The organism is Nonomuraea sp. NPDC003560, assembly GCF_042878785.1.
Classification (GTDB): domain Bacteria; phylum Actinomycetota; class Actinomycetes; order Streptosporangiales; family Streptosporangiaceae; genus Nonomuraea.
In genome coordinates this window covers 1,037,048-1,063,649 of the sequence record NZ_JBIAOF010000003.1, presented here as the reverse complement: position 1 = coordinate 1,063,649, position 26,602 = coordinate 1,037,048, and the positions used below count along the sequence as shown (strand labels likewise).

Annotated in this window: 22 protein-coding genes; 9 read left to right on the top strand and 13 right to left on the bottom strand. The window is 72.8% G+C overall.

The window, feature by feature from the left end; genetic code table 11:
• Nucleotides 1-8: 8 nt before the first annotated feature.
• Nucleotides 9-1,499, top strand: coding sequence for a DUF885 family protein (locus ACFYUV_RS15805; protein ID WP_387669198.1), 1,491 nt, complete (start codon nucleotides 9-11; stop codon nucleotides 1,497-1,499).
• Nucleotides 1,500-1,538: 39 nt separating this feature from the next.
• A complete protein-coding gene (locus ACFYUV_RS15800; protein ID WP_387669197.1) occupies nucleotides 1,539-2,423 on the top strand; it encodes an SDR family NAD(P)-dependent oxidoreductase in 885 nt (294 codons plus the stop codon).
• Here ACFYUV_RS15800 and ACFYUV_RS15795 read toward each other — a convergent pair.
• Complete coding sequence (locus tag ACFYUV_RS15795) at nucleotides 2,368-3,321, bottom strand: hypothetical protein (protein ID WP_387669196.1); 954 nt, start codon at nucleotides 3,319-3,321, stop codon at nucleotides 2,368-2,370. The genes ACFYUV_RS15800 and ACFYUV_RS15795 overlap by 56 nt on opposite strands.
• 97 nt (nucleotides 3,322-3,418) lie before the next feature.
• Here ACFYUV_RS15795 and guaA point away from each other — a divergent pair, with 97 nt between their 5' ends.
• From guaA to ACFYUV_RS15775, 4 genes are all read left to right on the top strand, one after another.
• A complete protein-coding gene (gene guaA / locus ACFYUV_RS15790; RefSeq protein ID WP_364338178.1) occupies nucleotides 3,419-4,966 on the top strand; it encodes a glutamine-hydrolyzing GMP synthase in 1,548 nt (515 codons plus the stop codon).
• A gap of 288 nt (nucleotides 4,967-5,254) precedes the next feature.
• Nucleotides 5,255-6,433 carry a fused response regulator/phosphatase gene (locus ACFYUV_RS15785; RefSeq protein WP_358282222.1) on the top strand — a complete coding sequence of 393 codons (1,179 nt, stop codon included), beginning with the start codon at nucleotides 5,255-5,257 and terminating at the stop codon, nucleotides 6,431-6,433.
• On the top strand, nucleotides 6,430-8,052 hold the full coding sequence (locus ACFYUV_RS15780) for a CHASE3 domain-containing protein (protein ID WP_387669195.1): 1,623 nt from the start codon (nucleotides 6,430-6,432) through the stop codon (nucleotides 8,050-8,052). Before ACFYUV_RS15785 ends, ACFYUV_RS15780 begins: the two co-directional genes overlap by 4 nt.
• The gene (locus ACFYUV_RS15775; protein WP_352318742.1) at nucleotides 8,049-8,513 is read left to right on the top strand and encodes a response regulator; all 465 of its coding nucleotides are present in this window, start codon (nucleotides 8,049-8,051) and stop codon (nucleotides 8,511-8,513) included. The genes ACFYUV_RS15780 and ACFYUV_RS15775 overlap by 4 nt, the downstream gene beginning before the upstream one ends.
• Here ACFYUV_RS15775 and ACFYUV_RS15770 read toward each other — a convergent pair.
• The 10 genes from ACFYUV_RS15770 to ACFYUV_RS15725 all read right to left on the bottom strand — a co-directional run bounded on the left by ACFYUV_RS15770 (nucleotide 8,510) and on the right by ACFYUV_RS15725 (nucleotide 19,818).
• On the bottom strand, nucleotides 8,510-9,988 hold the full coding sequence (locus ACFYUV_RS15770; RefSeq protein WP_387669193.1) for a hypothetical protein: 1,479 nt from the start codon (nucleotides 9,986-9,988) through the stop codon (nucleotides 8,510-8,512). The genes ACFYUV_RS15775 and ACFYUV_RS15770 overlap by 4 nt on opposite strands.
• A 28-nt stretch (nucleotides 9,989-10,016) precedes the next feature.
• Nucleotides 10,017-10,691 (bottom strand): polysaccharide deacetylase family protein, encoded by a 675-nt coding sequence (locus tag ACFYUV_RS15765; protein ID WP_387669191.1) that lies wholly within the window; start codon nucleotides 10,689-10,691, stop codon nucleotides 10,017-10,019.
• 85 nt (nucleotides 10,692-10,776) lie between these two features.
• Nucleotides 10,777-11,475 carry a class I SAM-dependent methyltransferase gene (locus ACFYUV_RS15760; RefSeq protein ID WP_364338183.1) on the bottom strand — a complete coding sequence of 233 codons (699 nt, stop codon included), beginning with the start codon at nucleotides 11,473-11,475 and terminating at the stop codon, nucleotides 10,777-10,779.
• Nucleotides 11,462-12,712, bottom strand: coding sequence for a glycosyltransferase (locus ACFYUV_RS15755; RefSeq protein WP_358282230.1), 1,251 nt, complete (start codon nucleotides 12,710-12,712; stop codon nucleotides 11,462-11,464). Before ACFYUV_RS15755 ends, ACFYUV_RS15760 begins: the two co-directional genes overlap by 14 nt.
• Nucleotides 12,713-12,818: 106 nt before the next feature.
• A complete protein-coding gene (locus ACFYUV_RS15750; protein WP_387669189.1) occupies nucleotides 12,819-14,993 on the bottom strand; it encodes a hypothetical protein in 2,175 nt (724 codons plus the stop codon).
• A 231-nt stretch (nucleotides 14,994-15,224) separates the two neighbouring features.
• Nucleotides 15,225-16,493 (bottom strand): acyl-CoA reductase, encoded by a 1,269-nt coding sequence (locus tag ACFYUV_RS15745; RefSeq protein ID WP_387669188.1) that lies wholly within the window; start codon nucleotides 16,491-16,493, stop codon nucleotides 15,225-15,227.
• Nucleotides 16,493-17,521, bottom strand: a complete 1,029-nt coding sequence (locus ACFYUV_RS15740) for an acyl-protein synthetase (RefSeq protein ID WP_387669186.1) — start codon at nucleotides 17,519-17,521, stop codon at nucleotides 16,493-16,495. The genes ACFYUV_RS15745 and ACFYUV_RS15740 overlap by 1 nt, the downstream gene beginning before the upstream one ends.
• Nucleotides 17,518-18,837, bottom strand: coding sequence for an AMP-binding protein (locus ACFYUV_RS15735; protein ID WP_387669184.1), 1,320 nt, complete (start codon nucleotides 18,835-18,837; stop codon nucleotides 17,518-17,520). Before ACFYUV_RS15735 ends, ACFYUV_RS15740 begins: the two co-directional genes overlap by 4 nt.
• Nucleotides 18,837-19,595 (bottom strand): SDR family NAD(P)-dependent oxidoreductase, encoded by a 759-nt coding sequence (locus ACFYUV_RS15730; RefSeq protein WP_387669182.1) that lies wholly within the window; start codon nucleotides 19,593-19,595, stop codon nucleotides 18,837-18,839. The genes ACFYUV_RS15735 and ACFYUV_RS15730 overlap by 1 nt, the downstream gene beginning before the upstream one ends.
• A complete protein-coding gene (locus ACFYUV_RS15725; RefSeq protein ID WP_352362763.1) occupies nucleotides 19,570-19,818 on the bottom strand; it encodes an acyl carrier protein in 249 nt (82 codons plus the stop codon). Before ACFYUV_RS15725 ends, ACFYUV_RS15730 begins: the two co-directional genes overlap by 26 nt.
• Nucleotides 19,819-19,980: 162 nt before the next feature.
• Between ACFYUV_RS15725 and ACFYUV_RS15720 the strand changes: the two genes are divergently transcribed.
• From ACFYUV_RS15720 to ACFYUV_RS15710, 3 genes are read left to right on the top strand one after another with little or no spacing between them, the layout of a single operon-like run.
• Nucleotides 19,981-20,916 carry a hypothetical protein gene (locus tag ACFYUV_RS15720; protein ID WP_387669180.1) on the top strand — a complete coding sequence of 312 codons (936 nt, stop codon included), beginning with the start codon at nucleotides 19,981-19,983 and terminating at the stop codon, nucleotides 20,914-20,916.
• Nucleotides 20,913-22,550: a hypothetical protein gene (locus ACFYUV_RS15715; protein ID WP_387669178.1), complete on the top strand. Its 1,638-nt coding sequence runs from the start codon at nucleotides 20,913-20,915 to the stop codon at nucleotides 22,548-22,550. The genes ACFYUV_RS15720 and ACFYUV_RS15715 overlap by 4 nt, the downstream gene beginning before the upstream one ends.
• A gap of 29 nt (nucleotides 22,551-22,579) precedes the next feature.
• Nucleotides 22,580-24,460 (top strand): glycosyltransferase, encoded by a 1,881-nt coding sequence (locus tag ACFYUV_RS15710; protein WP_387669176.1) that lies wholly within the window; start codon nucleotides 22,580-22,582, stop codon nucleotides 24,458-24,460.
• Nucleotides 24,461-24,469: 9 nt separating this feature from the next.
• Here ACFYUV_RS15710 and ACFYUV_RS15705 read toward each other — a convergent pair whose 3' ends face one another.
• Both ACFYUV_RS15705 and pseB read right to left on the bottom strand, forming a co-directional pair.
• Entirely contained in the window at nucleotides 24,470-25,597 is a 1,128-nt protein-coding gene (locus tag ACFYUV_RS15705; RefSeq protein ID WP_387669175.1) for a DegT/DnrJ/EryC1/StrS family aminotransferase, read from the bottom strand.
• Nucleotides 25,597-26,574 carry a UDP-N-acetylglucosamine 4,6-dehydratase (inverting) gene (pseB, locus tag ACFYUV_RS15700; protein ID WP_387669173.1) on the bottom strand — a complete coding sequence of 326 codons (978 nt, stop codon included), beginning with the start codon at nucleotides 26,572-26,574 and terminating at the stop codon, nucleotides 25,597-25,599. The genes ACFYUV_RS15705 and pseB overlap by 1 nt, the downstream gene beginning before the upstream one ends.
• Nucleotides 26,575-26,602 lie beyond the last annotated feature (28 nt).

Genomic DNA, 26,602 nt, shown 5'->3' with positions numbered 1-26,602 from the left:
TCGGCGACATGACGGAACTTGACCCCAGATTGCGCGCGATCACCGATTTGATGGTGTCCGAGGCACGCGAGGGGGGCGGCAGGCACGAGTACGACGGCCAGATCCAGGACCTGTCGCCCGAGGGCGTACGGGACGGCCTGGCGCGCCTCGGCAAGGGCGACGCGCCGGCCGACCCGCACGACGCCGAGCATCTGCAGATCTTCGAGGAGGCCATGCGCGTCCAGTTCGGCGAGCTGGAGCTGCACCGCAAGAACCCGCTGATCCACCTGTCCAACCTCGACCTGGCCTGCTACGACCGCGACTACGGCCCCGAGGCCGAGCGCGCCGCCGCCAGGGCCGCCCACCTCGCGCAGTGGCCGGCCGCCGTGGACGCCGCGGTCGCCTCGCTCGACCAGGTCGCGGCCCCGGTCGCCACGTCCCTGCTGGGCGCGGTCAAGGGCCTGGCCGCGGGCATCACCGACGAGGCCGCGATCGAGGCCCACGGCAGGCTCGTGGCCCACGTGGCCCGCGCCGCCGCCGAGGGCGACCCCGACGCCGCGCTCGGCGGCGCGGCCCTGGTCAAGCTCATGAGCAGCGCCGAGGGCCTGCCGGTCGACCTGGGCAGGCTGGCCGAGCGCGCCGACGCCGAACGCGACCGGCTCATGGGCCTGCTCGCCGAGTCCTGCGCCAAGCTCGGACGTTCCGAGCGGCCCCTCGACGTCGTGCGCGAGCTGGTCAAGGACCACCCCGACGCCGACGGCGTGATCGAGGCGGCCCGGGTCGGCACCGAACGGGCCATCGCCTTCACCCGTGAGAAGGACCTCGTGCCCTACCACGACGGCGAGTGCCAGGTCGGGCTGGCGCCGGAGTCGCGCCGCTGGGCCATGGCCATGATGGCGTGGAACTCGCCGGGCGAGCCCGAGGGGCCGTCCTGGTACCACATCACGCCGCCGGACGCGTCCTGGAGCCAGCAGGACCAGGAGGAGTGGCTGGAGGTCTTCAGCGCCACCACGCTGCCCGCGATCAACGTGCACGAGGTGGCCCCCGGCCACTTCTCGCACGGCCGCGCGCTCCGCCGGGCCCCCTCCGACGTGCGGCGGCTGCTGCAGTCGATGGCCTTCGTCGAGGGCTGGGCCCACTACGCCGAGGAGCTGTGCGTCGAGGAGGGCTACGCGCCCGACGACCCGCGGTTCGAGATCGGCGTCTGGGTGGAGGCCCTGATCCGGGTCACCCGGCTGGCCTGCGCGATCGGCGTGCACACCGGGCAGATGACGGTCGAGGAGGGCGCGCGGCGCTTCGAGTCCGACACCCACCTGGCCGGTCCCGCCGCGCTGTCGGAGGCCCGCCGTGCCTCCTTCGACCCGACGTACGGCCGCTACACCTGGGGCAAGCTGCTCATCCTCGACCTGCGCGAGCAGGCGCGCACGCAGTGGGGAGCGGGGTTCACGCTCCAGCGCTTCCACAAGGCGCTGTTCGACCTCGGCTCGCCGCCCCTGGGCCTGATCGGCGCGATCCTGTAGCGTCGGGGTAGCCGAGCGAGCGCTAGGGAGGTTCAGGCGGTGCGTGAACTGTCCGGCAGGGTCGCGGTGGTGACGGGCGCGGCCAGCGGCATCGGCAGGGCCCTGGCCGTCCGGTTCGCCGCCGAGGGCATGGCGTTGATGCTGGCCGACGTCGATCCCGGCGGGCTGGCCGAGACGGCCGCGCTCGCGGGGAAGGCGTCCGCCGGGCCGGGCGAGGTGCTCACGCAGGTCACCGACGTCTCGGACGCGGCGGCCGTGCAGCACCTGGCCGACCGGAGCTTCGGCGAGCTGGGCGCGGTGCACGTGCTGTGCAACAACGCCGGCGTCCACCAGGGCGGCCGCCTGTGGACCAGGACCGCCGAGGACTTCGCCTGGCTGCTCGGCGTGAACCTGTGGGGCGTGCTGCACGGCGTGCGCGCGTTCGTGCCGCGCATGATGGCACAGGACACCGAGGGGCACGTCGTCAACACCGTGTCCGTGGCGGGGCTGCTCGCCGCGCCGGGCGCGGGCGGTTACGCGGTCACCAAGTACGCCGCGCTGGCCGCCTCGCAGTCGCTGGCCCAGGACCTGGCCGCCGTGGGCTCCAAGCTCCGCGTGACCGCGCTGTGCCCCGGCGCGGTCAGGACGCGGATCGACGACTCGGCCCGCTCCCGCCCGGCCGACCTGGTCAGCACCCCGACGGACGACGAGACGGCCGCCCGCGAGGCCGTCGGGGCGGCCATGGCGCGCGGCGTCGAGCCCGCCGAGGTGGCCGCCCTGGTCGTGCGGGCCATCCACGAGGAACGGTTCCTCGTGCTGACCCACCCCGAGTTCGCCGACCGGCTGCGCAGGCAGACCGAGCTGCTGCTGGCCGGCGAACTGCCCGGCGCTACCAGCGGCGCTCGTGGGACAGCACGCTCACCACGCTCCCGCGCCGCGGATTGACCAGCAGCCGGACGAAGTCGCCCGGCAGCACGTCCTGGTAGACGCGCTCCTTGGCCCGGTACGCCGGCGCCCGCTCCGACGTGCCGTCGTGCACCGCCAGGTAACAGGTGCGTGAGGAGGACAGGTCGTCGCCGTGCTCGGTCACGATCCAGCGCTTGACCACCCGCCCCTCGACCTCCTGCCGCTTGGGCCCGCCGCCGTCGCGCGGAGCGGGCTCGACCAGGACGCCGCGCCACCCGTCGCCGGTGAAGATCCACTCCTGCCGCGGGTCCACCGGAGCCGGCTCGGGCCCGGCGACCTCACGGCCGAGCGGCGTCAGCACGAACCCCCGCCCGCCCAGCAGCAGCGCGGCCCCGGCCACGAACGCCCCCGCCGTCGCGATCCAGCCGGGCCACGACACGCCCGCCTGCGAGATGGTGACGTACCAGGGCACGGCGAGCCCGGCGGCCAGCAGCAGCGGCACGAGCATGCTCTGCCAGCGCCGCCGGGCCAGCCCGAGGTCGATGGCGCTCTGCCGCACCAGGGGCACGAACTCGGCGTCGAGGTCGCCGCTGTCCGGCATCAGGGCGACGACCGGCGCCTGCGGCGCTCCGCCCATCCGCGCGGCCACCCGGTCGAGCACCCATCGCTCGTACGGCCACACCTGCCCCTCGCCCGTCGCGGAGAGCGTGAGCCGGTCGCCCCGGATCGTCAGGAACCCGCGCCTGGCCAGCTCGAAGACCGTGGCGTGGAAGACCTCACCGGCCCGCAGCCCGCGTAAGAGCTCGACGACGGCGGGCGGCGCCGGGGGAGCAGGGGCCGCCGGGGGCGCGGCGGCCCGGCGCGTCGTCAACCCGAACGCGGCGGCCAGCGCGGCGAACCACAGGGCCCACGCCGAGGCCGGCCAGACAAGATCCACCGTTCTGTGTTAGCACGAGTGACGGTGTGAGGCCAGGCGTAATACCCGAGGCCGATACAATGAAGGCACCGCATTTCGCCTTTGGGGGGTTCTCACGGTGTCTGAATTCGACACAGTGCTGGTGGTCGACTTCGGCGCACAGTACGCGCAGCTCATCGCGAGGCGGGTGCGCGAGTGCCACGTCTACTCCGAGATCGTGCCGTCGTCGATGTCCGTCGAGGAGATGATGGCCAAGAAGCCCAAGGCGATCATCCTGTCCGGCGGCCCGTCGTCGGTCTACGCCGAAGGCGCGCCGCCCGTGCCGCACGGCCTGTTCTCGACCGGCGTGCCCACGTTCGGCATCTGTTACGGCTTCCAGGCCATGGCCCAGGCGCTGGGCGGCGAGGTCGCCCGCACGGGCGTCGCCGAATACGGCGGCACCGCGCTGGAGGTGCTCGACGAGGGCGTCATCTTCCAGGGGCTGCCCGCCGCGCAGACCGTCTGGATGTCCCACGGCGACAGCGTGGCCGCGGCCCCCGAGGGCTTCGCGGTCACCGCCTCCACGAGCGAGACGCCGGTCGCCGCCTTCGAGCACCCCGAGCGCGGCCTGTACGGCGTGCAGTTCCATCCCGAGGTGCTGCACTCCGAGCACGGTCAGGCCGTGCTCAAGCACTTCCTCGACGCGGCCGGCTGCCGGCCGTCGTGGACCATGCTCAACATCGTCGAAGACTCCGTCGAGGCCGTGCGCCGGCAGGTCGGCGACGGCCGCGCCATCTGCGCGCTGTCGGGCGGCGTCGACTCCGCGGTGGCCGCGGCGATCGTCCAGCGGGCCATCGGCGACCGGCTGACCTGCGTCTTCGTCGACCACGGGCTGCTGCGCAAGGGCGAGGCCGAGCAGGTCGAGCGCGACTTCGTGGCCGTCACGGGCGTCAAGCTGCGCGTCGTCGACGCCGCCGACCGCTTCCTGAAGGCGCTGGAGGGCGTCACCGACCCGGAGGAGAAGCGGAAGATCATCGGCCGCGAGTTCATCCGCGTCTTCGAGGACGAGCAGCGCGCCATCATGGCCGACGGCCCGGTCGACTTCCTGGTCCAGGGCACCCTCTACCCCGACGTCGTCGAGTCCGGCGGCGGCACGGGCACCGCCAACATCAAGTCCCACCACAACGTCGGCGGCCTGCCGGAGGACCTCCAGTTCAAGCTGGTCGAGCCGCTGCGCGCGCTGTTCAAGGACGAGGTCCGCCGGGCCGGCGAAGAGCTGGGCCTGCCGCCCGCCATGGTCTGGCGGCAGCCGTTCCCCGGCCCGGGGCTCGGCATCCGCATCGTCGGCGAGGTCACCCGCGACCGCCTGGCGCTGCTGCGCGAGGCCGACGCCATCGCCCGCGAAGAGCTCTCCCGCGCCGGCCTCGACCGGCAGATCTGGCAGTGCCCGGTGGTGCTGCTGGCCGACGTGCGCTCGGTGGGCGTGCAGGGCGACGGCCGCACCTACGGCCACCCGGTCGTGCTCCGGCCGGTGACGTCCGAGGACGCGATGACGGCCGACTGGGCCCGGGTGCCCTACGACGTCCTGTCGCGCATCTCCACCCGCATCACCAACGAGGTGCGCGAGGTCAACCGGGTGGTGGTCGACGTCACGAGCAAGCCCCCGGGCACCATCGAGTGGGAATAACGCCGTGTGCGAACGGCCCGGACCGGCTGACGGTTCCGGGCCGTTCGCATGTCCGGCTATGAGCGGTTAATGCAGGTCAGGGCGTTGGTTATGGTGGAAGGAGGTCGATTCGCCAGACCCCCTCGACCCCGGCCCGTGACGATTGCTCAGCTCGTGGACGCATACCGGAAAGTTTCTTGGGAAAAGTGTGTGAGTTTGGGCCACTTCTTGGCCGTAGTGGGCAGTGGGGCACCTGAGGCGTCGATTCGTTAGAGCTCGGTGCCGGTGACGAAGGGTGCAATTGCCAACATGGCCCATGCGAGTGAGGATGTCCGGCAGCCGTTGGTGTTGCTCGTGGAGGACGATCCGCAGGATGCGCTGATCGTCCAGGAGCTGCTGGAGGACAGCGGCCTTGCCGTCCGGCTGGAGTGGGCGCGTTCGGTGGACGAGGCCCGCAGGGCGCTGGCCCGGCTGCGCCCTCAGTGCGTGCTGCTCGACCTCGGCCTGCCCGACGCCTACGAGTTCTCCGCCCTGTCGTCGGTGCTGGAGGAGGCCGGGGACGCCGCGGTCGTCGTGCTGACCGGCCTGGCCGAGGAGAGCGCGGGCCTGGCCGCGGTGACCGCCGGAGCCCAGGACTACCTGGTCAAGGGCCGGGTCGAGGCCGAATGGCTGGGCCGCACGCTGCGCTACGCCATGCAGCGCAAGCAGGCCGAGCAGGCGGCCGTGGCGCTGCACACCGCACGCATGCGGGCCAAGGAGAACGCCCGCCTGGAGCGCGGCCTGCTGCCGACGCCGCTGCTGCAGGAGATGCCCCTGGAGGTCGCCTCCCGCTACCGGGCCAGCCGCGGCTCGGCCACGCTCGGCGGCGACTTCTTCGACGTCGTCGAGACCGACGACAAGGTCGTGCACGCGGTGATCGGAGACGTCTGCGGCCACGGGCCCGACGAGGCGGCGCTCGGCGTCTGCCTGCGCATCGCCTGGCGGGCGCTGGTGCTCAACGGCATGACCGGCGTCCCGCTGCTGCGCCAGCTCGAACGCATCCTGCGGGCCGAGCGGGCCGGCTCGGAGATCTTCGTCACGATGTCCACGGTGGTCCTGGAGCCCGACCGGCACACGATGCGCGTCTGGCGCGCCGGACACCCCGGCCTGCTGGTGCACACGGCCGACTCCGTGCTCCTCGCCGACCCGCGGCAGGGGCCCGCGCTCGGCCTGCCCATCGAGGCCGACTGGGAGGAGGACCTCCTGGAACTGCCCGAGGGCGGCGGCGTGACGCTCTACACCGACGGCCTCTTCGAGCGCCGGCTGCCGGGCGACACGCCGCGGTGGCTGGGCGAGGAGGGCCTGCTGGAGCTGTCCTCCCGGTGGACGGGTCTGGGCAGCGAGGAACTGCTCGACGCGATCCTCGCCGACGTCGAGGCGGCCTCCGTCCACGACGCGGCGGCCGACGACGTCGCCGTCGTGCACCTGCGCTGGAAAGACGAATCGTGAGCGAACAGGCGTCCGTGCTGGAGAGGCAGGCCGTGCAGAAGGTTTCCCGTACGCGTGGCGGCGAGCAGGGCTGGCGGCGGCTGACCGTCCACGGCTGGTTCGTGCTGATGATCGCGGCCGTGTCGGTCCTGGTGGTCACCTGCGTCGTCGTCGCCACCGTGATGCTCGACCGCACCGCGCGGCTGTCCGACCAGGTCATCCTGCGCATCTCGCCGGCCAGGATCGAGGCCGCCCAGTTGCGCAGCACCCTGATCGACCAGGAGACCGGCGTACGCGGATTCCTGCTGACCGGCAACGAGGACTTCCTCCAGCCGTACACGGCGGGCGTGGCAGCCGAGCGGCACAGCCGCGAGCGCATCGCCGCGCTCATCGGCGACCGTCCGGAGCTGGTCAGTGAGCTGAACGCGGTCAGGGACGCGGCGGCCACCTGGCGGCGCGACTACGCCGAGCCGCTCACCGCCGACAAGCGGGCCGACGGGGTCATCTCCGCCGCCCGCATCGAGAGCGGCAAGCACGCCTTCGACCAGATCAGGGCGCTGCTCGACCGGCAGGACGACCGGCTGGCCAAGGCCCGGCAGCGCGCCCAGGAGGAGCTGCGACAGGTCGAGCAGATCCGCAACCTGGCCTTCGTCATCATGCTGATCCTGTTCCTGGTGGCCGGCGTCGCGATGGCGGTGCTGCTGCGGCGGGCGATCGGGCGTCCGCTCGACGAGCTGCGCGAGGCCGCCCGCGACATCGCCGCCGGCGACTTCGACCGTGCGATCCCGGTCACCGGGCCGGCCGACATCCGCGAGGTCGCACAGGACGTGGAGTCGATGCGGACGAAGATCGTCTTCGCCCTCGAAGAGTTCCGCAAGCAGCACGTCGTGCTGCGCGAGCAGGCGGCCGGCCTCGACGCCCAGGCAGAGGAGCTGCGGCGGTCGAACGCCGAGCTGGAGCAGTTCGCCTACGTCGCCTCCCACGACCTCCAGGAGCCGCTGCGCAAGATCGCCACGTTCTGCCAGCTCCTCCAGAAGCGCTACGGCGACGTGCTCGACGAGCGCGGCCTCCAGTACATCCACTTCGCCGTGGACGGCGCCACCCGCATGCAGGTCCTGATCAACGACCTGCTCACCTTCTCCCGCGTCGGCCGCCTGTACGACGACCGCAAGCCGGTCGACCTGGCGGAGTCGCTCGACAAGGCGCTGGTGGACCTGTCGGCGGTGATCGAGGAGACCGGCGCCGAGATCGAGCGGCCCGACCCGCTGCCCAACGTGATCGGCGACCCCACCATGCTCGGCATGCTCTGGCAGAACCTCGTCGGCAACGCGCTGAAGTTCCGCGCCCCCGACCGTGCCCCGCGCATCCGGATCACCTGCGAGCAGCGGGAGAACGAGTGGCTGTTCTCGGTCATCGACAACGGCATCGGCGTGGAGGCCGAGTTCGCCGATAAGATCTTCATCATCTTCCAGCGCCTGCACAGCCGGGAGGCCTACAGCGGCACCGGCATCGGCCTGGCGATGTGCAAGAAGATCGTGGAGAACCACGGCGGTACGATCTGGCTCGACACCGGCCACACCGAGGGAGCCCGGATCAGCTTCACCCTGCCCGCCGTCACCGACGAAGGAGCAACCGCATGACCGTCCAGCCCATCGAAGTGCTCCTGGTCGAGGACGATCCCGGTGACGAGCTCATCACCCGCGAGGCGTTCGAGGACAACAAGATCCGCAACAACCTCCACGTCGTGCGCGACGGCCTGGAGGCGCTCGACTTCATCTACCAGCGCGGGGCGCACGTGGGCGCGCCGCGGCCCGACCTCGTCCTGCTCGACCTCAACCTGCCCAAGTACGACGGGCGGCAGGTGCTGGAGAAGATCAAGGGCGATCCGGAGCTGCGGGCGATCCCGGTCGTCGTCCTGACCACCTCCTCGGCCGAGGAGGACATCCTGCGCAGCTACAAGCTGTTCGCCAACGCGTACGTGACCAAGCCCGTCGACCTTGAGCAGTTCATGGCCGTCATCCGGCAGATCGACGAGTTCTTCGTCACCGTGGTGCGGCTGCCGGGCCGTACCCGGCTGCCCGACGGCCAGGGCCTGGCCTAGCCGCCCTGGTCGTCCGGCCCGGTCTTGGCGGCGGGCGGGGCCGGCCGGCGCAGCGCGCGCCACGCCGACCGGGCCGCGGCGCGCAGCAGCCGCCCGGCGCTCGCCAGGAGCAGCGGCACCAGCAGCAGCCCGACGAAGATCGGCGCGGCCATGTACCGGAAGTCCTGGGCCGAGATGTTGGCCAGCACGGCGAGCTGCTGCCCGGCCACGACCGCCGCCACCCCGGCCACGTAGCGGTTGCGCAGGGCCAGCGCCCCCAGCGCCACCGCCGCGTACGACAGGTAGGCCCACGAGGCTCCCCGCCACAACACCCAGTCCCACTGCGGGAGCAGCGCCCCCGTCAGCCACGGCTCGGCCACCTGGTTCAGCTCGGCCGACAACGGCCGGAGCGAGAACACCCCCCGGCCGGCGAAGTCCGGCACCTTGCCGGGCCCCACGTAGGTGTCGGCGGTGGGCCGCCGCGAGAACCGGTACGTCATCCCGCCGACCACGTACGGGTCCTGCACCGGGCTCCACGCGATCGCCCCCCGGCACAGGCGGGTGCCGACGATCATCCCGGGGTCACTGGTCAGCAACCGCTCCCACAGGCCGAGCAGCTCGCCCGCGTGCGCGTCGGCGGCCGGCCAGCTGAAGTCGCGACGCCAGATCAGCAGGTTGACCGTGGCGCAGGTGCCGCCCTCCCACCACCTGCTGAGCGGCGCGACCGAGGTCATCAGCGCCTTGTCCTGCTCGGTGAACAGCTCCGGCCGCTCCCTGAACGCCACCGCCACGTCGGCGTAGGCCGTGTGGTAGACGTACGTGCTGGACGGCGGCGTGATGCCGAACCGGGGGAACAGCAGGTTCGTGAGCAGCAGCGGCACGGCGGCCGCCACCGTGCCGACGAGCGCGAGCCGGACCCGCCGCGTGGCGACGACCACCAGCAGGACGACGACGGCGATGCCCACCACCAGGAAGCCGTTCGCGCGGAACAGCCCGAGCAGCGTCATGAGCACGCCGAGCCCGGCCAGGGAGACCCGCCGGTGCGCGGCCATGCGCGCGCAGACCCCCGCGATCATGATCGCGCAGATCGTGAACGGCACGTCCTTCCACAACGTGACCGTGAACGCCCCCACCGTCGGCGTCACCGGCGCCAGCACCGCCACCAGCGTCGTGGCCCACCGCGGCGCCCCCAGCGCGCAGAGCGACCGCGCCAGGTACGTCAGCGCCCCCGCCATCGCCGTGGTCTGCGCGAACGTGACCGCCCCGAGGTCACCCGTCTTGGTGAAGCTCAGCCACAACAACGCGTCGTAGGCCACCGAGTGATCGCTCACCCACGGGCCGACGATCGTGTGGCTGAGATAGAGCACCGAGTCGCGGCTGAACAGCCCGGGGTAGAAGGCCGCCCACCAGCAGGCGAGCACCGCCTGAATGATCAGGAAGGTGACGAGGGCGACCCACGGCCTGGGACGTGCGGCGGCGGGGCTGACGCTCTCCATGGTTCCAGCACTCAGGAGGGAGACGTGCTCAGAAGTAGCTCAGTCCGGAGTCGGGCCCCTTGCCGCGCAGCAGCGTCGGGACGGTGACGAGGGTGTAGCCCTGCTTCTTGAGCTCCTTGAGGATCTCGGGCATCGCCTTGACGGTCTGCGGGACCGTGTCGTGCATGAGGATGACGCCGTCGCGCTTGGCCAGCTTGAGCACGGTCGCCTTGATCTTCTTGGCGTCGCGCAGCTTCCAGTCGAGGGTGGTGCCCGTCCACAGGATCTCGGCGAGGTCCTGCTGGTCGGCCATCCGCAGCACGCGTTCGTCGGTGTGCCCGTAGGGCGGGCGGTACATCGTCGGCCGCCGGCCCGTGGCGTCCTGGATGAGGGCCTGGGTGGTGCGCAGCTCCTCGATGATGTCGTCGTCGCGCAGCGTCGGCAGCGAGGGGTGGGAGTAGGTGTGGTCGCCGATCGCGTGCCCCTCGGCGGCCTGCTGCCGGGCCAGCGCCGGACGCCGCTCGACCTGCTTGCCGACGAGGAAGAAGGTGGCCTTGGCCCCCTCCTTCTTGAGCGCCTTGAGCAGCGTCGCCGTGTGCTCGCCGGGGCCGTCGTCGAAGGTCAGCGCCAGGCACTTGAGCCGGGCGCAGTCGATCTTCGGGGCGGCGGCCGCGGGCGTGGCGGTCAGGGCCAGGGTGGCCGCGAGGAGGGCGTGAATCACCACACGCGACAGCCTAGAACCATCCGGGCCCGTCCGCGTCACCGGACATCGACTTGAGACCTGACCCGGGCCTGTGGTGCGGAACCCGTCACCTGCCCAGTCTGGCCCGCAGGAACAGCGTCACGCCCTTCAGCGACCTGACCGGCAGGTAGCGCTCGGCGCGCACCACCATCGACAGGCCCGCGTTGACCACCGCGGGCGTGCGCTGCAGGTCGCTGCCCCTCGACCGCCGCCGGTGCCGGGCCACCAGCGGACGCAGCAGCACGTTCCAGCTCCACAGCCGGTCCACCCTCAGCCCGGCCTTCTCCACCACGACGGTCAGCGTGTCGCGGCCGTAGCGGCGGACGTGTCCCACGGCGTCGTCGTGCGCCGACCACAGCGCCATGTCGCACGGGACGGCGATCAGCGCGTGCCCGCCGGGCGCCAGCACCCGGGCGATCTCCTCGGTGACGAGATGGTCCTCGTGGATGTGTTCGAGCACGTCGAACGCGGTCACCAGGTCCATGCTCGACGACTCGAACGGCAGTGCCCGCGCGTCGGCGTGCACGGCCTTGAGCCCGCGTTCCCTGGCGACCTCGACCGCCGTCTCGCAGTAGTCCGTCGCGGTGGCGTCCCAGCCCGCCTCGACCAGCACCCGGGTGTTCCCGCCGCCGGCCGCGCCGACGTCGAGCGCCCGTCCGGGACGGCCCAGCTCGCGCAGCTCCCTGCGCAGGATCGCCCGGCGCTCGCGGTACCACCAGTGGGTGTCCTCAAGGTCGAGCAGCCGGCGGATCTCAGTGGTTTCCATGTGGTTGGTTCCTTGTGCGGGAGAAGACCCAGCGGTCCAGAGCGGTGAAGCGGATCAGGGTGAGCAGTCCGTACGTGGCGACCACCGCGCTCATCTCCATCAGCCGCCCGGCCCCCGGCGACACGCTGCGCAGGCCGAGCACGGCGGAGGTGGTCAGGAGGTAGTTCGCCAGGAAGAGCAGCGCCGCCCGGAAGTGCATCGCGGTACGCCGTCCGCCCAGCCGGTTGAACGTCCAGCGCCGGTTCGCCTCGGTGTTGACGAACCCGGTGAGCACCAGCGCGCCCAGGTTGGCCGGCGCGGGCGCCCAGACGCCGCGCAACGGCAGGTAGATGAGCGCGTACAGCAGGACGGAGAACACGCCGATCGCGGCGAACGAGGCGAACTTCGCCAGCGTCACCGCCCTCGGCCGGGCGACCACCGCGTCGGGATGCGTGGGCCTGAGCTCCGAACGCGCCACCTCGACGTCGGCCCGGCCCATGGACATCGACCAGGCGACCCTGGCCAGGCCCTTGAGGTCGTCGATCGCCGTCCTGACCACGCGGACGCGCGAGTCGGTGTCCTCGATCCAGTCGACCGGCACCTCGTGCACGCGCAGGCCGTTGTGCTCGGCCAGCAGCAGCAGCTCGGTGTCGAAGAACCAGGCGTCGTCCTCGATCTTGTCCATGAGCGGCCGGACCACGTCGGTCCTGGCCGCCTTGAACCCGCACTGGGCGTCGCTGAACCTGACCCCGAACCCGTACCTGAGCAGCGCGTTGTAGCTGCGCGAGACCACCTCGCGGCGGATCGAGCGCAGGGTGCGGGCGCTGTGCGCGAGCCGGGTGCCGATGGCGATCTCGGAATGCCCGCTCGCCACCGCCGCGACCAGCGGGAACAGCGCGCCCAGGTCGGTGGACAGATCGACGTCCATGTACGCGACGATGTCGGCCGGGCTCTCCCGCCAGGCCGCCTTGAGCGCGGCTCCGCGGCCCCGGATGTCCAGGCGGCGGGCATGCACCCGGTCGTGCTCGGCGGCCAGCCGGGTGGCGATGGGCCAGGTGTCGTCGGTGCTGCCGTTGTCCACGACCGTGATGCGCCACGGCAGCGGGAACCTGTCCTCCAGGAACGCGGCCAGCGTGCGCACGCAGCCCGGCAGCGCCCGCTCCTCGTTGAGCACCGGGATGACGATGTCGACGGTCGCCAGGCCGGCCGAGGTGTCCAGGACGTTGGGGCTCGGGTCCATGGCGGCACGCGTGTCCATAGAATTCCCTGATCGCTTGCGGCGGTAGGTTCACGGAAATGGTGCTGGGGGCGTCCAGCGGGGCGCGTGCCGTTTCTGCTCACCATTCCATGAACGGGGACAAGCTTTACCCGGTCGTGAGCTCGTACACGGAGACGTCGGCGTTGCGGAAGCGCAGTTCGGCGTATTTCTCCAACGCCGGATCATTGCTGGTGAACAGCCATTTGACGCCGTATTTCCACCGGAGCCGGCGGACGTTCGCGGCCGACGGCTCGCGGAAGGCCGCGTCGTTGTCCGCCAGCCTGGCCTGGTCGGCGAACGGCACCTGGAGGTAGGGGGTCACGAACATCTCGGCGCGCGACAGCGTGCTCTCGGCGTACGCCCAGCCCTCGACCAGCACCCGCCGCTCGGTGAACCCCGACACCCAGAAGTGCCTGCTGTCGCACGTACGGCGGGGCGCCGGGTTGCGGCAGTGGAGGTCGGTGGCCACCACGTCACCGGGCGCGGAATGGTCGCGCAGCCACCGTCCGGCCTCCAGCGCCCCGGCCGGGATCAGCCGCTCGCGCTCCCACGGCTCGGGCGCGACGTGCACGACCACCTCCCGCAGCGAGGTCGGCACCGCGTACCCCGCCAGCAGCGCCACCACCGCCAGCGAGAACCCCCTGCGCCGGAACGCCAGCACCACCACGGCCACCCCCGCGAGCACCAGGTACGGGACCAGCACCCGCACCAGCACCGCACCCGGCGGCACCAGCCGCGCGGCCGCGACGGCCACCGCCGCCCCCGCCCCGGCCAGGCCGGCGACCACCGCCCACGGCACCCGCCGCCGCTCCACGGCCGCCACCACCCCGCACACCGCGGCCACCGACAGGTACGGCCGCACCCCCTCCAGGAAGTAGAGCTGCGCGTCGGACGGATGACCGAGCACCATGATCGCGCCGATGCCCGCCAGCCCGACGCCCACCGGCAGCAGCACCCCCGGGTCCAGCAGCCGGGCCTTCAGCGCCGCCACGCCGCCCCACACGCAGAGCAGGCAGAACAGGTGCACACCGGCGAACACCAGCACCGGCCCCCACGGCTCGGCGGCCAGCGCGGGCGGCTGCACGTCCGCCACCACCCCCCACAACGTGCGCATCGTGGCGAACGGCGCCACCACCGTGCCCTGCGCCCCCCGCCCGAACACCACGAACTGCGCGATCAGCAGGCAGCCGGACGTGATCGCCGCCGGCACCAGCCACTCCCGCCGCAGCCGCCGCTCCACCGGCAACCGCACGACCAGCACGAACACCAGCCCGGCCAGCAGCAACGGCAGGAACGTCGCCTTCGCCCCGGTCAGCGCCAGCAGCAGCACGGCCACCGCCGTCCACCCCCGCGGCCGCATGGCGGTGAGCAGCAGCATCACGGGCGCGAACAACAACGCGCCGAACGTCTGCGTCGGGCTGGCCCACGCGGTGAACATCGACCGCGAGGTGAACACCACGCCCTCCTGCAACACCGGCGCGAACAGGAAGTACGTGACGCCGACCGCCGCGAGCCCCGCCCCCCACCGCCCGCCGAGCCGCCGCCCGAGCACCGCCACGAGCACGACCATCGCGAACGTCATCGGCAACGTGGACAGCCGGTAGACCAGCGTCACCGGCTCGATCCCGGTGACCCAGCTCGTGGCCGCCATCTCGGCGTAGACGAACCAGTGGTAGGACAGCCGCTCGCCCAGCACCGACGGCAGCGTGGGCGGCACGTGGTTCCTGACCTCGCCGAGCAGGGCCAGGTGGTAGGGCATGTCGACGTACGCGTCGGTGATCGGCACGCGGTAGAGCGACCGGGCGCAGAAGGCCAGCAGGTAACCGGCGACCCCCGCCAGCGACCAGGCGCACCACCAGGGCATCCGTTCGCGTTCGGCCCGGCCCCGCCAGTGGCGCCGCAACCGCGGCACCGCGAGGAACAACGCGACGGCGGTGACCGGCCAGCCCAGGACGAGCAGCGGCAGGCCGGCCGCGCGGGCGGGGATGTAGACCAGGACCTCGACCGCGTACCCGAGGGCCAGCCCGGCGGCCACGTCCTCGGCGAACGACCGGCCGCCGCCGGTGAGTGCCCGCCAGAGCAACGTCCCCGGCAGCGCCACCCCGAGCAGGACGTACGCGCCGAAGGCCGCCAGATCGCCCGCCGGAACGCCGCACCAGAGCAACACCCAGGCCGCCCCGCCCAGCACCGTCCCGGCCGGCAGCCACCCCGCGAGCAGCCGCCGCGCCCATTCCGGCGCCCGCGGTTCCCTGACCGCGGCCTCCGCCACCACAGCCGTCATCCCCAAGCCACCCCCTCATGCCCCCGAGCCCCGGCCAGGGATCGCGGGTCGTGTCCAGCCCGCATCGGCGCGACGACCACGAAGGAGAGCGCCAGGCGCCGGGGGCCGCCCGTCCCGGATGACGGGCCGGTCGCCACGGGGGGATCACCGCCCGGCGGCGCGATGGCCTGCGGAGGAGCGGTCGTCATCGGTGCTCCGGCCCCGAGTGCGGCCGGTTCGTCCGATGAGGGCTCATCTGACCACGGTCACCAGTCGCGTGAACTCGCCCGGCAGGTCGACGCCGTCCCACACCCGGTGGAAGCTCAACGCGCTGCCCACCGGCACCATGCGATCGACCCCGCGCCCGGCGAGCTCCCGGGCCAGCTCCTCCAGCTCGCCCAGCGAGAAGCCGAAGTGGGTCAACGTCTGGTCCTTGCGCTCGACCATCGGGATCAGCTCCGCCAGGGTCCGCACCCGCGCGTGCGCGAACGTGCCCGCGCCCAGCCACCGCCGCGGCATGGCGGCCGCCGCCGCCAGCGTCACGTTGGCCAGCGCGTTGCCCCGGAACTCGATCAGATCGACCAGCCCGTCGGCGGCCAGCCCGTAGACCGAGACCCGCTTCTCCACCGCCATCGCGGCGTCGACGTCCCAGCCGCGCCCGGCCAGCACCCGCGACACCTGCTCGGTGAAGTCGGCCCGCGCCGCCTCGCAGTCGTCGTCGGCCCCCACCCAGAACACGGTGCGGGGGGAGGAGCAGGCGGCCTGGTCGAACCAGTAGCTGTCGTTGACGAACCCCTCGGCCGCCGCCACCCTGGCCGCGCGCGGCGCGCACAGCCAGGCCGCCGCGTTCACCACCGCGAAGGACGAGCGGTCGGGGAAGGTCAGGTCGCGGGCGTGCGGCGCGAGCGGGTGGCGGCGCACCTCGCGTACGGTGTCGTCGCCGCCCCAGATCACCCGCAGGTCGCAGGCCGCCGACAGGGCGGCGGTGACCGCCTCGGCACGCCGGTCGTAGGAGACGATGCGCTGCGTGGCCGTCACCACCGGATCGGCGTCGGCCAGCGCCTCCCGGAGCGTGTCGAGGACGACCGCGGCGACCGCCCCCGCCCGCGGCGACAGGCGGACGACGTTGCGGTTGCCCATCAGGGCCGACAGGGCCCAGGAGTAGACGAAGACCGTGTCGACGTTGGCCGGCGGGAGGTGGAAGACCAGGCCGCGCGGCACGCGTACGTGCGGGGTGCGCAGCTCTTCGAGGGTGCGGGCCAGCTCGCTGGGCCGCAGGAAGAACCCCAGCGAGCCCAGCTCGGGATGGCGACGGGCCAGCGCGGGCCGCAGCAGCCGCTTGCCGAACGCCGCCAGGAACGCGCGCATCCGCTCGTCGCCCACCTCAAGGGGCTCACCCTGCCGCACCTGCGCGACCAGCTCCTCGACGGGGACGGGCGAGCCGCCGGGCGGAAAACGCACCTCGACCCCGCCCGCGTCGCCCACTCGCGGGATCCGGGTGGTGATCGATCGATCGGTCATCAGCCGCCCTGCCCGAACGTGTCGCTGCAGCCGCGCGCCTCGGCCCGCGGCAACCTGCCCAGCACGGTGAACCGCTTGCCCGGCCAGTGGCCGTCGTCGACGCCGTGCACCATGCCGAGGTCTTCGGTCAGCAGCGCGTGGCCGGGATAGGAGGTGGGCAGGGTGCTGACCACCTCGATCAGCCCCGGCTCGCCGGGCGGGACCTCCCGCCAGGTGCCGGGGTCGCGGATGACGACGTCGGCGAAGTCGGGGCAGTAGAGCCCGTCGCCGTCGGGGCCCTCCAGGAAGACCGTGCCGATCTGCTCGACCATGCCGTAGAAGTTGTGGACCCTGGTCAGCCCGCACTCGGACGCCAGCCGCCGGCGGAAGGCGTCGTTGTCGACCGCCTGCTCGGCCAGCCGCTTCCAGCCGCCCGAATGGATCAGCACGCCCTGGGACAGATCGGCCCCCAGGCCGAGCAGGTGGAGCCAGACCATGAACGTGAACCCGAAGACCAGGAACGGCTCGCCGCCGTGGCGGGCCAGGAACGCCCCGACGGCCGCCGCGTCGACCTCGCCCTGCTCGTCGAGGACGAAGGTGTGGTCTCTGCCGAAGTTCATCATCCCGAGCACCCCGGCCCCCCGGGCGCTCAGGGCCGGGCCGCGGACGACCGAGCGGCCGTCGACGATCAGCATCGGCAGCCGCCGCTCGCCCAGCACCGCCCGCAGGGTCGCGGCCAGCATGCGCGGCTGCGCGGCGGCCGCCTCCCGGTCGAGGTAGACCCGGCTCGGCCGCTGCCCGGTCGTGCCGCTGGAGGTCAGGACCCGGAACACCGCCTCGGCCGGGACGCTGCGCAGCTCGTGGGTCTTGAACAGCCGCACCGGCAGCCACGGCAGGTCGGCCACCCGCTCGTAGGGCGGACGGGCGCCGATCGCGTCGAGGATCCGCCGGTAGGGCGGGCACGCCCGCCGGTGCCGCTCGGTCAGCGCCGCCAGCTCCCCGGCCAGCACCTCCTCCCGCGCGGCCGCGTCGAGCGTGAACACGCTCACCGCCCGGCCTCCGCGGCCGACTCCAGCGCCCGGTAGTCGATCTTGCCGGTGGCCAGCAGCGGCAGCCGTTCGACGGCGCGCACGTCGAAGCCGCTCCAGTGGAGCCGCAGCTCGGCGCCCAGCCGACGGGCCAGGTTGCGGCACCCGGCCGCGTCGAGCCCTTCGGCCCACACCGTGACCCGGTCGTCGCCGCTGGTCGCCGCGACCGGCACGGTGTCGCGCAGCAGCTGCTCGACGTCGTCGAGGTTGATCCGTACGCCGAAGATCTTGGCGATGCGCCTGAGCCGGCCGGTGACGTAGAGGAAGCCCTCGTCGTCGAGCCGGCCGAGGTCGCCGGTGCGCAGCACCCCGCCCAGGTCGTCGGGCCTGGCCAGGTCGGCGGCGGTCTCGGCGTAGCCCATCATCACGTTGGGCCCCTGGTAGACGACCTCGCCGCCGTCGATCGTCAGCCGCCCGCCGGGGACGGCCTGCCCGGCCGAGCCCGGCTTGTCGGCGAGCCGGTCGGGCGGCAGGACGGCGATGCGGGCCGTGGCCTCCGTCTGCCCGTACATGACGAAGAAGCGGTCGGCCTGGGCGGCGAACAGGGACACCAGCTCGGGGCTGAGCCGGCCGCCGGCCTGGGTGAGCGTGCGGATCGTGGGATGCTCGGCGCGGTCGAAGCGGAGCCTGCGCAGCATCTCGTACTGGTAGGGGACGGCCGCGAGCGAGGTGCACTTGTGCTCGTCGAGGTGTGTCCAGAAGGACCGTTCGAGCAGCCCCGCCTCGGTCAGGACGACCGTCGCCCCCGCGTGCAGGTGGCTGTTGAGCACCGACAGGCCGTAGCTGTAGTGCAGCGGCAGGCTGGTGGGCGCGATCTCGCCGGGCATGATCGACAGCGCCGAGGCGATGGCGGCGGCGTTGGCCGCGACCGCCTCCCGGGACAGCCGCACCAGCTTGGGGTTGCCCGTCGAGCCCGAGGTGGCCAGGAGCACGGCCAGGTCGGGATGCGGGTCGGGGGCCTGGCCGCGGGCGCCCGGCGGCCCGTCGGGCGCGTGGGTGAACCCCACCAGCGCCGCGGGCCGGAACCGGCCCACCAGGTCGGCCAGGGCCGCGGCCGACAGGTCGGGGTCGAGCAGCGCGATCGGCCTGCCGGTCTGCCAGGCGGCGAGATAGCGCAGCACGGACGCCAGGTTGTTGCGCATGCCGCAGAACAGCGGCCCAGGGCGCAGCCGGGACAGGGCCTCGGCCACGCGGGCGACGCGCCGGGCCAGCTCGTCGCCGGCCAGCCCCTCCTGCTCGCCGGCGACGACGAGCCCGGCCTGCCGGGATGGGAACATCACGGCACCAGCCCGCCGTCGACCCCGAGCACCTGGCCGGTGATGTACGACGCGGCGGGCGAGAGCAGGAACGCCACCGCCTGGGCGACGTCGTCGGGCCGGCCGATGCGCCGCAACGGGGTCGCCGAGATCGCCGTCTCGCGGTCGTCGGGCCGCAGCGTCTTCAGCATGTCGGTCTCGACGTAGCCGGGGGCCACGGCGTTGACCCTGATGCCGGCCGGGCCCATCTCCCTGGCCGCGGCCAGGGTGAGGCCGATGACGGACGCCTTGGTCGCGGAGTAGGCCGCCTGGTTGGCGCCGCCCGCCCGGCCCATGAGCGAGGAGACCAGCACGACGGCGGGGCCCTGCCCGCGCAGCAGCAGCCGGAACGCCAGCTGCAGCGTGTGGGCCGGGGCCAGGGCGTTGGTGCGGTAGAGCTCGTCGAGGGTCTCGGCGCGGGTCATGGCCAGCGGGCCGGAGGCGTAGACGCCGGCGTTGACCACCAGGGCGTCGAGCCGCTCGTGGCGCCGGCCGATCTCGCGCATGTGGCCGGCGACCACGGCCCGGTCGGCGACGTCGCCGTGGACGGACCATGTGCGGCCGCCGGTCGCCGCGGCCACCTCGGCGGCGGCCTTCTCGGCGCGCTCGGCGTCGCGGCCGTGCAGGACGACGGTGTGGCCGGTGGCGGCCAGGGTGGTGGCGATGGCCCGGCCGATGCCCCTCGTCGACCCCGTGACCAGGGCGACGCGGGCCTCAGACCGCGGCTGCGCCGATGCCATGCTTCTCCAGCAGCTCGCCCGCCTTGGCGAACGAGCTCATGTCGATCATGTCGTCGGTGTCGATCATGATGGAGAACTCGTCCTCCATCGCCGCGATCAACGCCATGTGGGCCAGGGAGTCCCACTGGGGGATGCCGCGGTATTCGAGACCGTCGACGTGTGCGTCGGCCGGCAGGTTGAGCGCCGTGCGGAAGACGGCCCGCAGGCGGTCGAGATGACTCATGATGTCTCACTCTCTGTCCTCAAGCCACGACGCAGTGTAGCGGGGATTGCGGTGGCAGGAGAAACCAAACCCCCGACGTGAGTAATGGAAGCGTATAACGGCGCGTGGCCGTCGTTCGGGGCTGGGAATGTCCCAAGGGGCGCGCCAACCGCTACAGGGGGAATGATGGACGAATCCAATCACTGGTACGGGCACTCGCGCATTCTGGGCAGGTACTGCGAGCTGCCGGACGAGACGCCGAAGCGAATTCAGGGCTTCCTTCAACACGGATGGAACTATCTCCACGGATTTCCCCCGAACGACCATTGGTGCAGCCCCGGATATCCCCGTTTCGTCTGGTCTGACGTGCTTCGTCGCCGGGGCTGGTCGATGGGCAGACGCGGCCACTACCTCATCGGCGCGCCCTGGATCTACCTGCTTCACCTGGAGCCTGAGCTCGGCGTGGTCTCCGAACGCAAGGGTACGATCTGGTATCCCTTTCATGGGTGGGAGAAGTCGTCCGTGACCGGGGATCATGCCCTCCTCGCCGACGAAATCCGAAATGTCGAGACCGAACCGGTAACTGTCTGTCTTTACTGGCTGGAATATGCGAATCCGGACATTCGGCGGGCGTACGAATCGAGGGGATTCAAGGTCATCTGTCACGGCGAGCGCGGCTCCCGGTGGGAGAGCAAGGGGCGCGACTTCCTGCGCCGGCAGCTGATCCAGTTGCGGCGCCACCGCAGGGTGGCCTCCAACCGGCTCGGCAGCGCGCTGTTCTACGGCGCCTCCGTCGGCTGCGAGGTCGCCGTCTACGGAGACCCGATGCAGTACGAGGACGAGCGCCCCGAGTACGGCGGCACGGCGCGCCGCATGCGGCTCTGGCCCGAGCTGCACGGCACGCACGTCGATCCCGAGCTGGCCGCCGAGGTGGCGCGGCAGGAGCTGGGATTCGAACATCAGGCGACACCGGAGGAGCTACGGCGAATGTTCGGATGGAAGCGGGTGCCCGGGGGAGCGCCGCCGGGCGGAGGCGCGCCGGGAGCCGGACGTCCCGGGCCCTGGTTGAGGGCGACCGCCTCCGGGCGGCCGGGTGCGCTCCACGGGGTGACGTCATGAGCGAGCGCGTGAGCGAGGCGCCCGCGAACGTGCGCCTGATCGGCGGCGAGATGCTGCTGTGGTCGGACCTGTCCAACGTGGCCGGCGTCACCGACTGGCGCGGCGCGGCCCTGGAGCTGGTCAGCCGCGTGATCCCGGCGACCGGCCGGGTGCTGCTGGTCGGGCCGCACCCGCAGGTGCTGGTCGACGACGTGGTGGACCGGGCCGGCGAGACGGCCGTGCTGCTGCGCTCCTACCCCGACGCCTGCGCACTCGGCGAACGCCATCCGCGGCTCGCCGTCCACTGCGGGCGGCTCGACCTGTTCGACGCGGCCGAGCCGTACGACCTGGTGCTGGCGCTCGACGGGCTGCTGCGCACGCACTCGGCCGAGGCGCCGGCGGCGGCGTGGATCGAGTCGCTGCACGCGCTGTCGGCCCTCGTCGCGCCCGGCGGGCGGCTGGTGCTGGGCGTGCGCAACGACCTGGGCGTCGACCGGTTCATCGAGGCCAGGCCCGCCGACCGGGAGGGCGGCGACGACCAGTGGGCCCCGCACGGGTTCGACCCCAGCCACCCGAGCGGGCCCGGCGCGCTCGACGGCGCCCTTGAGGGGGCGGGGCTGAGCGTCGAGCGCTGCTACGCGGCCTATCCGGGGCGGCAGGCCCCCCGGGCGTTGCTGGCGCGCGAGGCGCTCGCCTTCGACCTGCCGGAGGCGATCACGTTCCCGCTGAGCGCCAAGGGCGGCGACCGCCTGCTGGTGGCCGACCCGCTGCGGCTGACCCGGCTGGTGTTCCGCCACCGGCTGGGGGAGGAGCTGGCCCCGCTGTGGCTCGCCGTCGCCACCCGGCCGCCGTCGCCCCCGCACACGCCAGGCGCGGAAGCGGCGGAGGGCGCGGTCGAGCTGCCGCTCGGCCTGTTCGAGGAGGGGGCCGTCGTCCACGAGCTGACCAGGGGCGGCATGCGGCGGTTGCCCGACGGCGCCGAGCGTCCGGTCCCGGCCGGCCGGGTGGTCGAGGAGATCCTGGTCGAGGCGTGCGCCCGCGAGGACACCAGGGCCGTGCGCGAGCTGCTGTCGGCGCTGGCCGACTGGCTGGAGACCGACGGCGGCCCGTGCGTGACCGCCGACGGCCTGGTCCACGACGGCGAGCGGTTCGCCGCCATCGTCCAGACCGCCGCGCCGGCCGTGCCGCCCGAGCCGCGCGTGGTGCTGTGCCGGGTCCTGTGGCGGTTCGCCGTACGGCTGCTCGCCGCGGGCCACCACCACCCGTGGCCGTGGCCGCTGGAGGCCGACCAGCTCACGCTGACCCTCTGCGGCATGGCCGGACGTCCGTGCGACCAGGGCGACCTCGACCTGGCCCGCAAGTTCGACGCCGAGCTGGGCCACCCGGCCGAGCACGCCGACCCGCCCACCTACCGTGACCTGCTCGGCGCCCGCGACCGCCTGGCCGACCAGCTCACCGCCGCCCTGGCCAGGATCTCCCGGCTGGAGACCAAGCTCTCCTACCGCGAGCGCGAGCTGGTGCGGGCCAGGTCCAAGCTGAGAAGGACCCAGCGCAAGACCGCCGCCTACCGGCGCACGCTCGGGTACCGCCTCTCCCGCCGTCTGGCCCGCCCGCGCAAGGTCGCCCGCCGGGTCTTCCGACTGCTGTCCGGCTGACGAGCCGACGACAACGCTGAGGAGTGCATGTGCCGGTTCTTTCGGTGATCGTCCCGTTCCACAACGTCGAGAAGTACATCGGCCCCTGCCTGGACTCCATCTCCGGCCAGACGATGTCCGACCTGGAGGTCATCTGCGTCGACGACGGCAGCCGCGACGACGGGTGCGCCGAGGTCGAGTCCAGGCAGGCGGCCGATCCCCGGATCCGTCTCATCAGGCAGCCCAACCAGGGCGTCGGAAAGGCCCGCAACGTCGGCCTTACCCAGGCCACCGGCCGCTACCTGGCCTTCGTCGACGGCGACGACACCGTGCCGCGGGAGGCGTTCAAGCGGCTGGTGTCCTCGCTGGAGTCCACGGGCTCCGACCTGGCCTGCGGGAACGTCATGCGGCTCTACCGCAACCTGCTCATCCCCTCCTGGGCCCATCGGGAGGCGTTCGCGACGCCGATGCGGCGTACCCACATCACCCGCCACCCGCTGCTGATCCGCGACCGCATGTTGTGGAACAAGGTCTACCGCCGGTCCTTCTGGGACCGGCTGGGCCTGAGCTTCCCCGAGCGCATGTACGAGGACCAGCCCGTCGCCATGGCCGCCCACGTGGGCGCCCGGTCGGTGGACGTGCTGTCCAAGGTCGTCTACCACTGGCGGCAGCGCGACGAGCCCGGCTCCTCGATCACCCAGCGCCGCCTGGAGCCGGGCAACCTGCGCGACCGGATGTTGTCGGTGCTGCAGACCGCCGACCTGCTGGCCCGCGACGCGCCCGGGCTCAAGCCCGACTTCGACCGCGACACGCTCGACATCGACATGACGGTGGCGGTCGAGGCGGCCGCCACGACGGGGATGCGGCCCGAGCTGCTCGACCTGATGGTCCGCTACCTCGACGGCGTGTCCCGCGAGTCCTGGCTGAGCGTCCCGTTCGAGCACCGGATCCAGGTGCACCTGCTGCACCGGCGGCGGCTGCAGGAGCTGGCCGGGGTGCACGAGCAGGCCCGCGAGGGCCGGCTGCAACCCCGCGTCAGACCGGCGGGCCTGCTGCGCAGGCGCTGGTTCGGCCGCCACCCGGCGATCCCGGCGCACCTGTCGGAGGTCTCCGAGGAGCTGGCCCTGACCGCCCGCCTGGTGTCGCTGGAGTGGCGCGACGGCGTGCTGACCGGGGCGGGCCGGGCCGCGCTGGGCCGCTTCGACGCCGGCGCGCTGCGCCGTGTGCGCCTGCGCGCCTGGCTGGCCGAGCGCGCGACCGGCGAGGTCATCCGCCTGTCGGACGAGGAGAGCGCCCCGGTCTGGGAGACCGTCGAGCTGGAGGAGGGCGTCGAGGCGCCCGAGCACGCCTTCCCGTTCGCGTTCGCGGTCGATCCCGCGGTGTTCACGCCCGTCCAGCTCGCCCGTCGCGGGCACTGGGACCTGCGCGTGCAGCTGCGGGGCCACGGGCTGAGGCTCGACGCCAGGGTGGCCGGCCCGCGCTGGCTGCCGCCGCAGGTGCCCGCGCCGCGCCGCAGGTCGGGCGTGTGGCTGGTGCCGGCGCGCGGTTCCAAGGGCGGGTGGGGGCTGCGGCTGCGCAACGCCCAGGCGCTCATCGGCGAGTGCCGCGTGGACGACGGCGACCTGGTGTTCTCGGGCCGGATCAACGACCTCGGCGACGGCGAGCCGGTGGTGCGGCTGCGGCGCAAGAGCGACGGCGAGGAGATGTACTTCCCCGTCGCGCTGGCCGGCCAGGACTTCTCGGCGCGGGTGCCGCTGGCCGGCATCGACGAGAGCGTCGGCCGCGAGTCGTGGTGGGAGGTGGTCATCGACCAGGGCCGGCCCATCCGCCCGCTCGTGCGGCGGGCCGGGCGCCAGGTCGCCACCGTGGACGACCGGCGCTTCCTCATCGACCGCAGCGAGGACGGCTGCCTGCTGCTGGCCGAACGCTGAGCGCCGGGCTCATCCGGCGAGGATCGAGGTGAGGGTCTCGACGACGAGGTCCTGCTCGCCGTCGGTCAGGTCGGCGAACAGCGGCAGCGACAGCTCCTCGGCGTAGTACGCCTCCGCGCGCGGGCACAGCCCACGCCGGTAGCCGAGGTCCTCGAACACCGGGTGCCAGTACGCCGGGATGTAGTTGACCTGCACGCCGATGCCGGCGGCCCGCATGCGGTCGTAGACCTCCCGGCGGCGGCCGTCGCGCACCCGGACGGGGTAGAGGTGCCAGCTCGGCGTGACGTAGGCCCGCCGGCCGGGCAGCGTGAGGCCGGGCACGTCGCGCAGCAGCGTGTCGTACCGGGCGACCAGCTCGGAGCGGCGGGCGCGGAACCGTTCGAGGCGGCGCAGCTGGCTGACGCCAAGCGCGCAGAGCACGTCGGGCAGCCGGTAGTTGAGGCCGAACTCGTGCACCTCCTGGTGCCAGCCGCCGTGGCCGGGGTCGCGCTGCCCGGCCGGGTCGCGGACCAGGCCGTGGTCGCGGAACCGGGCGGCCCGGTCGAGACGGCCGGGGTCGGCCACCGCCACCGCGCCGCCCTCGGCGGTCGTGACGGTCTTGGTCGGGAAGAACGAGAACGTCGTCAGGTCGGCCACCGACCCCACCGGCCGGTCCTTGTACGACGCGCCGATCGAATGGGCCGCGTCGGCCACCAGCACCGCGCCGGCCCGCTCGGCGACCGTGCGCAGCTCGTCGTAGTCGGCGGGATGGCCCGCGTAGTCGACGCCGGTGACGGCCTTCGTGCGGTGGGTGACCAGCGCGGCGACCGAGTCGGGGTCGATGTTGCCGGTGTCGGGCTGGACGTCGGCGAAGGCCACCCGCGCGCCGCGCAGCACGGCCGTGGCCGCCGTGGCGACGAACGTGAGCGGCGAGGTGATCACCTCGTCGCCCTGGCCGACGCCGGCCGCCACGTAGGCGACGTGCAGCGCGGCCGTGCCGGACGTGACCGACACGCAGGGCACGCCGCCGGTCCAGCGGGCCAGCTCGTCCTCGAACAGCCGGACCGCGGGGCCCGTGGTCAGCCAGTCGCCGCGCAGCACCTCAGCCACCGCCTCGATGTCGGACTCGATGATGGACTGCCGTCCGTAGGGCAGCATCAGCCGGCCACCATGTCACGCAGGTCGCGCACGGACAACCACCGGTCGTTGGTGTCGGAACGGTAGGAGAAGCCCTCGGGCAGCAGCTCGCCGGTCTGCGGCGCCTGGTAGCCCCAGGTCGCGATCGTGGGCTGGACGACGTAGCGGTCGGCCAGGCGGAGGGTGCGGCGGCCGTCGTCGGGGCCGATCATCTCCTCGTGCAGCTTCTCGCCCGGCCTGATGCCGATCTCGTAGACCGGGCTGTCGGGGGCCAGCGCCTCGGCCAGGTCGGTGATGCGCATGCTGGGGATGCGCGGCACGTAGAGCTCGCCGCCCTGCATGAGGTCGAAGGAGTCGACCACGAACCGCACGGCCTGGTCGAGGGTGATCCAGAACCGGGTCATGCGCTTGTCGGTGATCGGCAGGCTGCCACCCTGCTCGGCCAGGCGCAGGAAGAACGGCACCACCGAGCCCCTGCTGCCCACGACGTTGCCGTAGCGGACGACGGCGAAGCGGGTCTCGTGGGCGGCGGCGTAGTGGTTGGCCGAGACGAACAGCTTGTCGGCGACCAGCTTGGTGGCGCCGTAGAGGTTGATCGGGCTGGACGCCTTGTCGGTGGACAGGGCGACGACCCTGCGCACGCCGCAGTCGATGGCCGCCTCGACCACGTTCTGGGACCCGGCGACGTTGGTGCGGACGTACTCGAACGGGTTGTACTCGGCGGTGTCGACCTGCTTGAGCGCGGCGGCGTGGACGACGTGGTCGACGCCGTGCATGGCGCGGGTGAGGCGGTCGCGGTCGCGGACGTCGCCGATGAACCAGCGCAGCCGGTCGTCGTCGCGGAAGAGCTGCTTGAGCTCGTACTGCTTGAGCTCGTCGCGGGAGAAGACCACCAGGCGGCGCACCCCGAGCGAGTCGAGCGCGTGGCGGATGAACGCCTTCCCGAACGACCCCGTGCCTCCGGTGATCAGAATGGACGATCCACTGAGAATGCTCACGCGGCCCCCTGAAAATCGCGCTGACGAA

Excerpts from the sequence above, each read along its gene's own strand:
- ACFYUV_RS15805 (WP_387669198.1), top strand. The coding sequence starts at position 9 with ATGACGGAACTTGACCCCAGATTGCGCGCGATCACCGATTTGATGGTG.
- ACFYUV_RS15785 (WP_358282222.1), top strand. The coding sequence starts at position 5,255 with ATGGCCCATGCGAGTGAGGATGTCCGGCAGCCGTTGGTGTTGCTCGTG.
- ACFYUV_RS15775 (WP_352318742.1), top strand. The coding sequence starts at position 8,049 with ATGACCGTCCAGCCCATCGAAGTGCTCCTGGTCGAGGACGATCCCGGT.
- ACFYUV_RS15770 (WP_387669193.1), bottom strand. The coding sequence starts at position 9,988 with ATGGAGAGCGTCAGCCCCGCCGCCGCACGTCCCAGGCCGTGGGTCGCC.
- ACFYUV_RS15760 (WP_364338183.1), bottom strand. The coding sequence starts at position 11,475 with ATGGAAACCACTGAGATCCGCCGGCTGCTCGACCTTGAGGACACCCAC.
- ACFYUV_RS15755 (WP_358282230.1), bottom strand. The coding sequence starts at position 12,712 with ATGGACACGCGTGCCGCCATGGACCCGAGCCCCAACGTCCTGGACACC.
- ACFYUV_RS15750 (WP_387669189.1), bottom strand. The coding sequence starts at position 14,993 with ATGACGGCTGTGGTGGCGGAGGCCGCGGTCAGGGAACCGCGGGCGCCG.
- ACFYUV_RS15745 (WP_387669188.1), bottom strand. The coding sequence starts at position 16,493 with ATGACCGATCGATCGATCACCACCCGGATCCCGCGAGTGGGCGACGCG.
- ACFYUV_RS15735 (WP_387669184.1), bottom strand. The coding sequence starts at position 18,837 with ATGTTCCCATCCCGGCAGGCCGGGCTCGTCGTCGCCGGCGAGCAGGAG.
- ACFYUV_RS15730 (WP_387669182.1), bottom strand. The coding sequence starts at position 19,595 with ATGGCATCGGCGCAGCCGCGGTCTGAGGCCCGCGTCGCCCTGGTCACG.
- ACFYUV_RS15725 (WP_352362763.1), bottom strand. The coding sequence starts at position 19,818 with ATGAGTCATCTCGACCGCCTGCGGGCCGTCTTCCGCACGGCGCTCAAC.
- ACFYUV_RS15720 (WP_387669180.1), top strand. The coding sequence starts at position 19,981 with ATGATGGACGAATCCAATCACTGGTACGGGCACTCGCGCATTCTGGGC.
- ACFYUV_RS15715 (WP_387669178.1), top strand. The coding sequence starts at position 20,913 with ATGAGCGAGCGCGTGAGCGAGGCGCCCGCGAACGTGCGCCTGATCGGC.
- ACFYUV_RS15705 (WP_387669175.1), bottom strand. The coding sequence starts at position 25,597 with ATGCTGCCCTACGGACGGCAGTCCATCATCGAGTCCGACATCGAGGCG.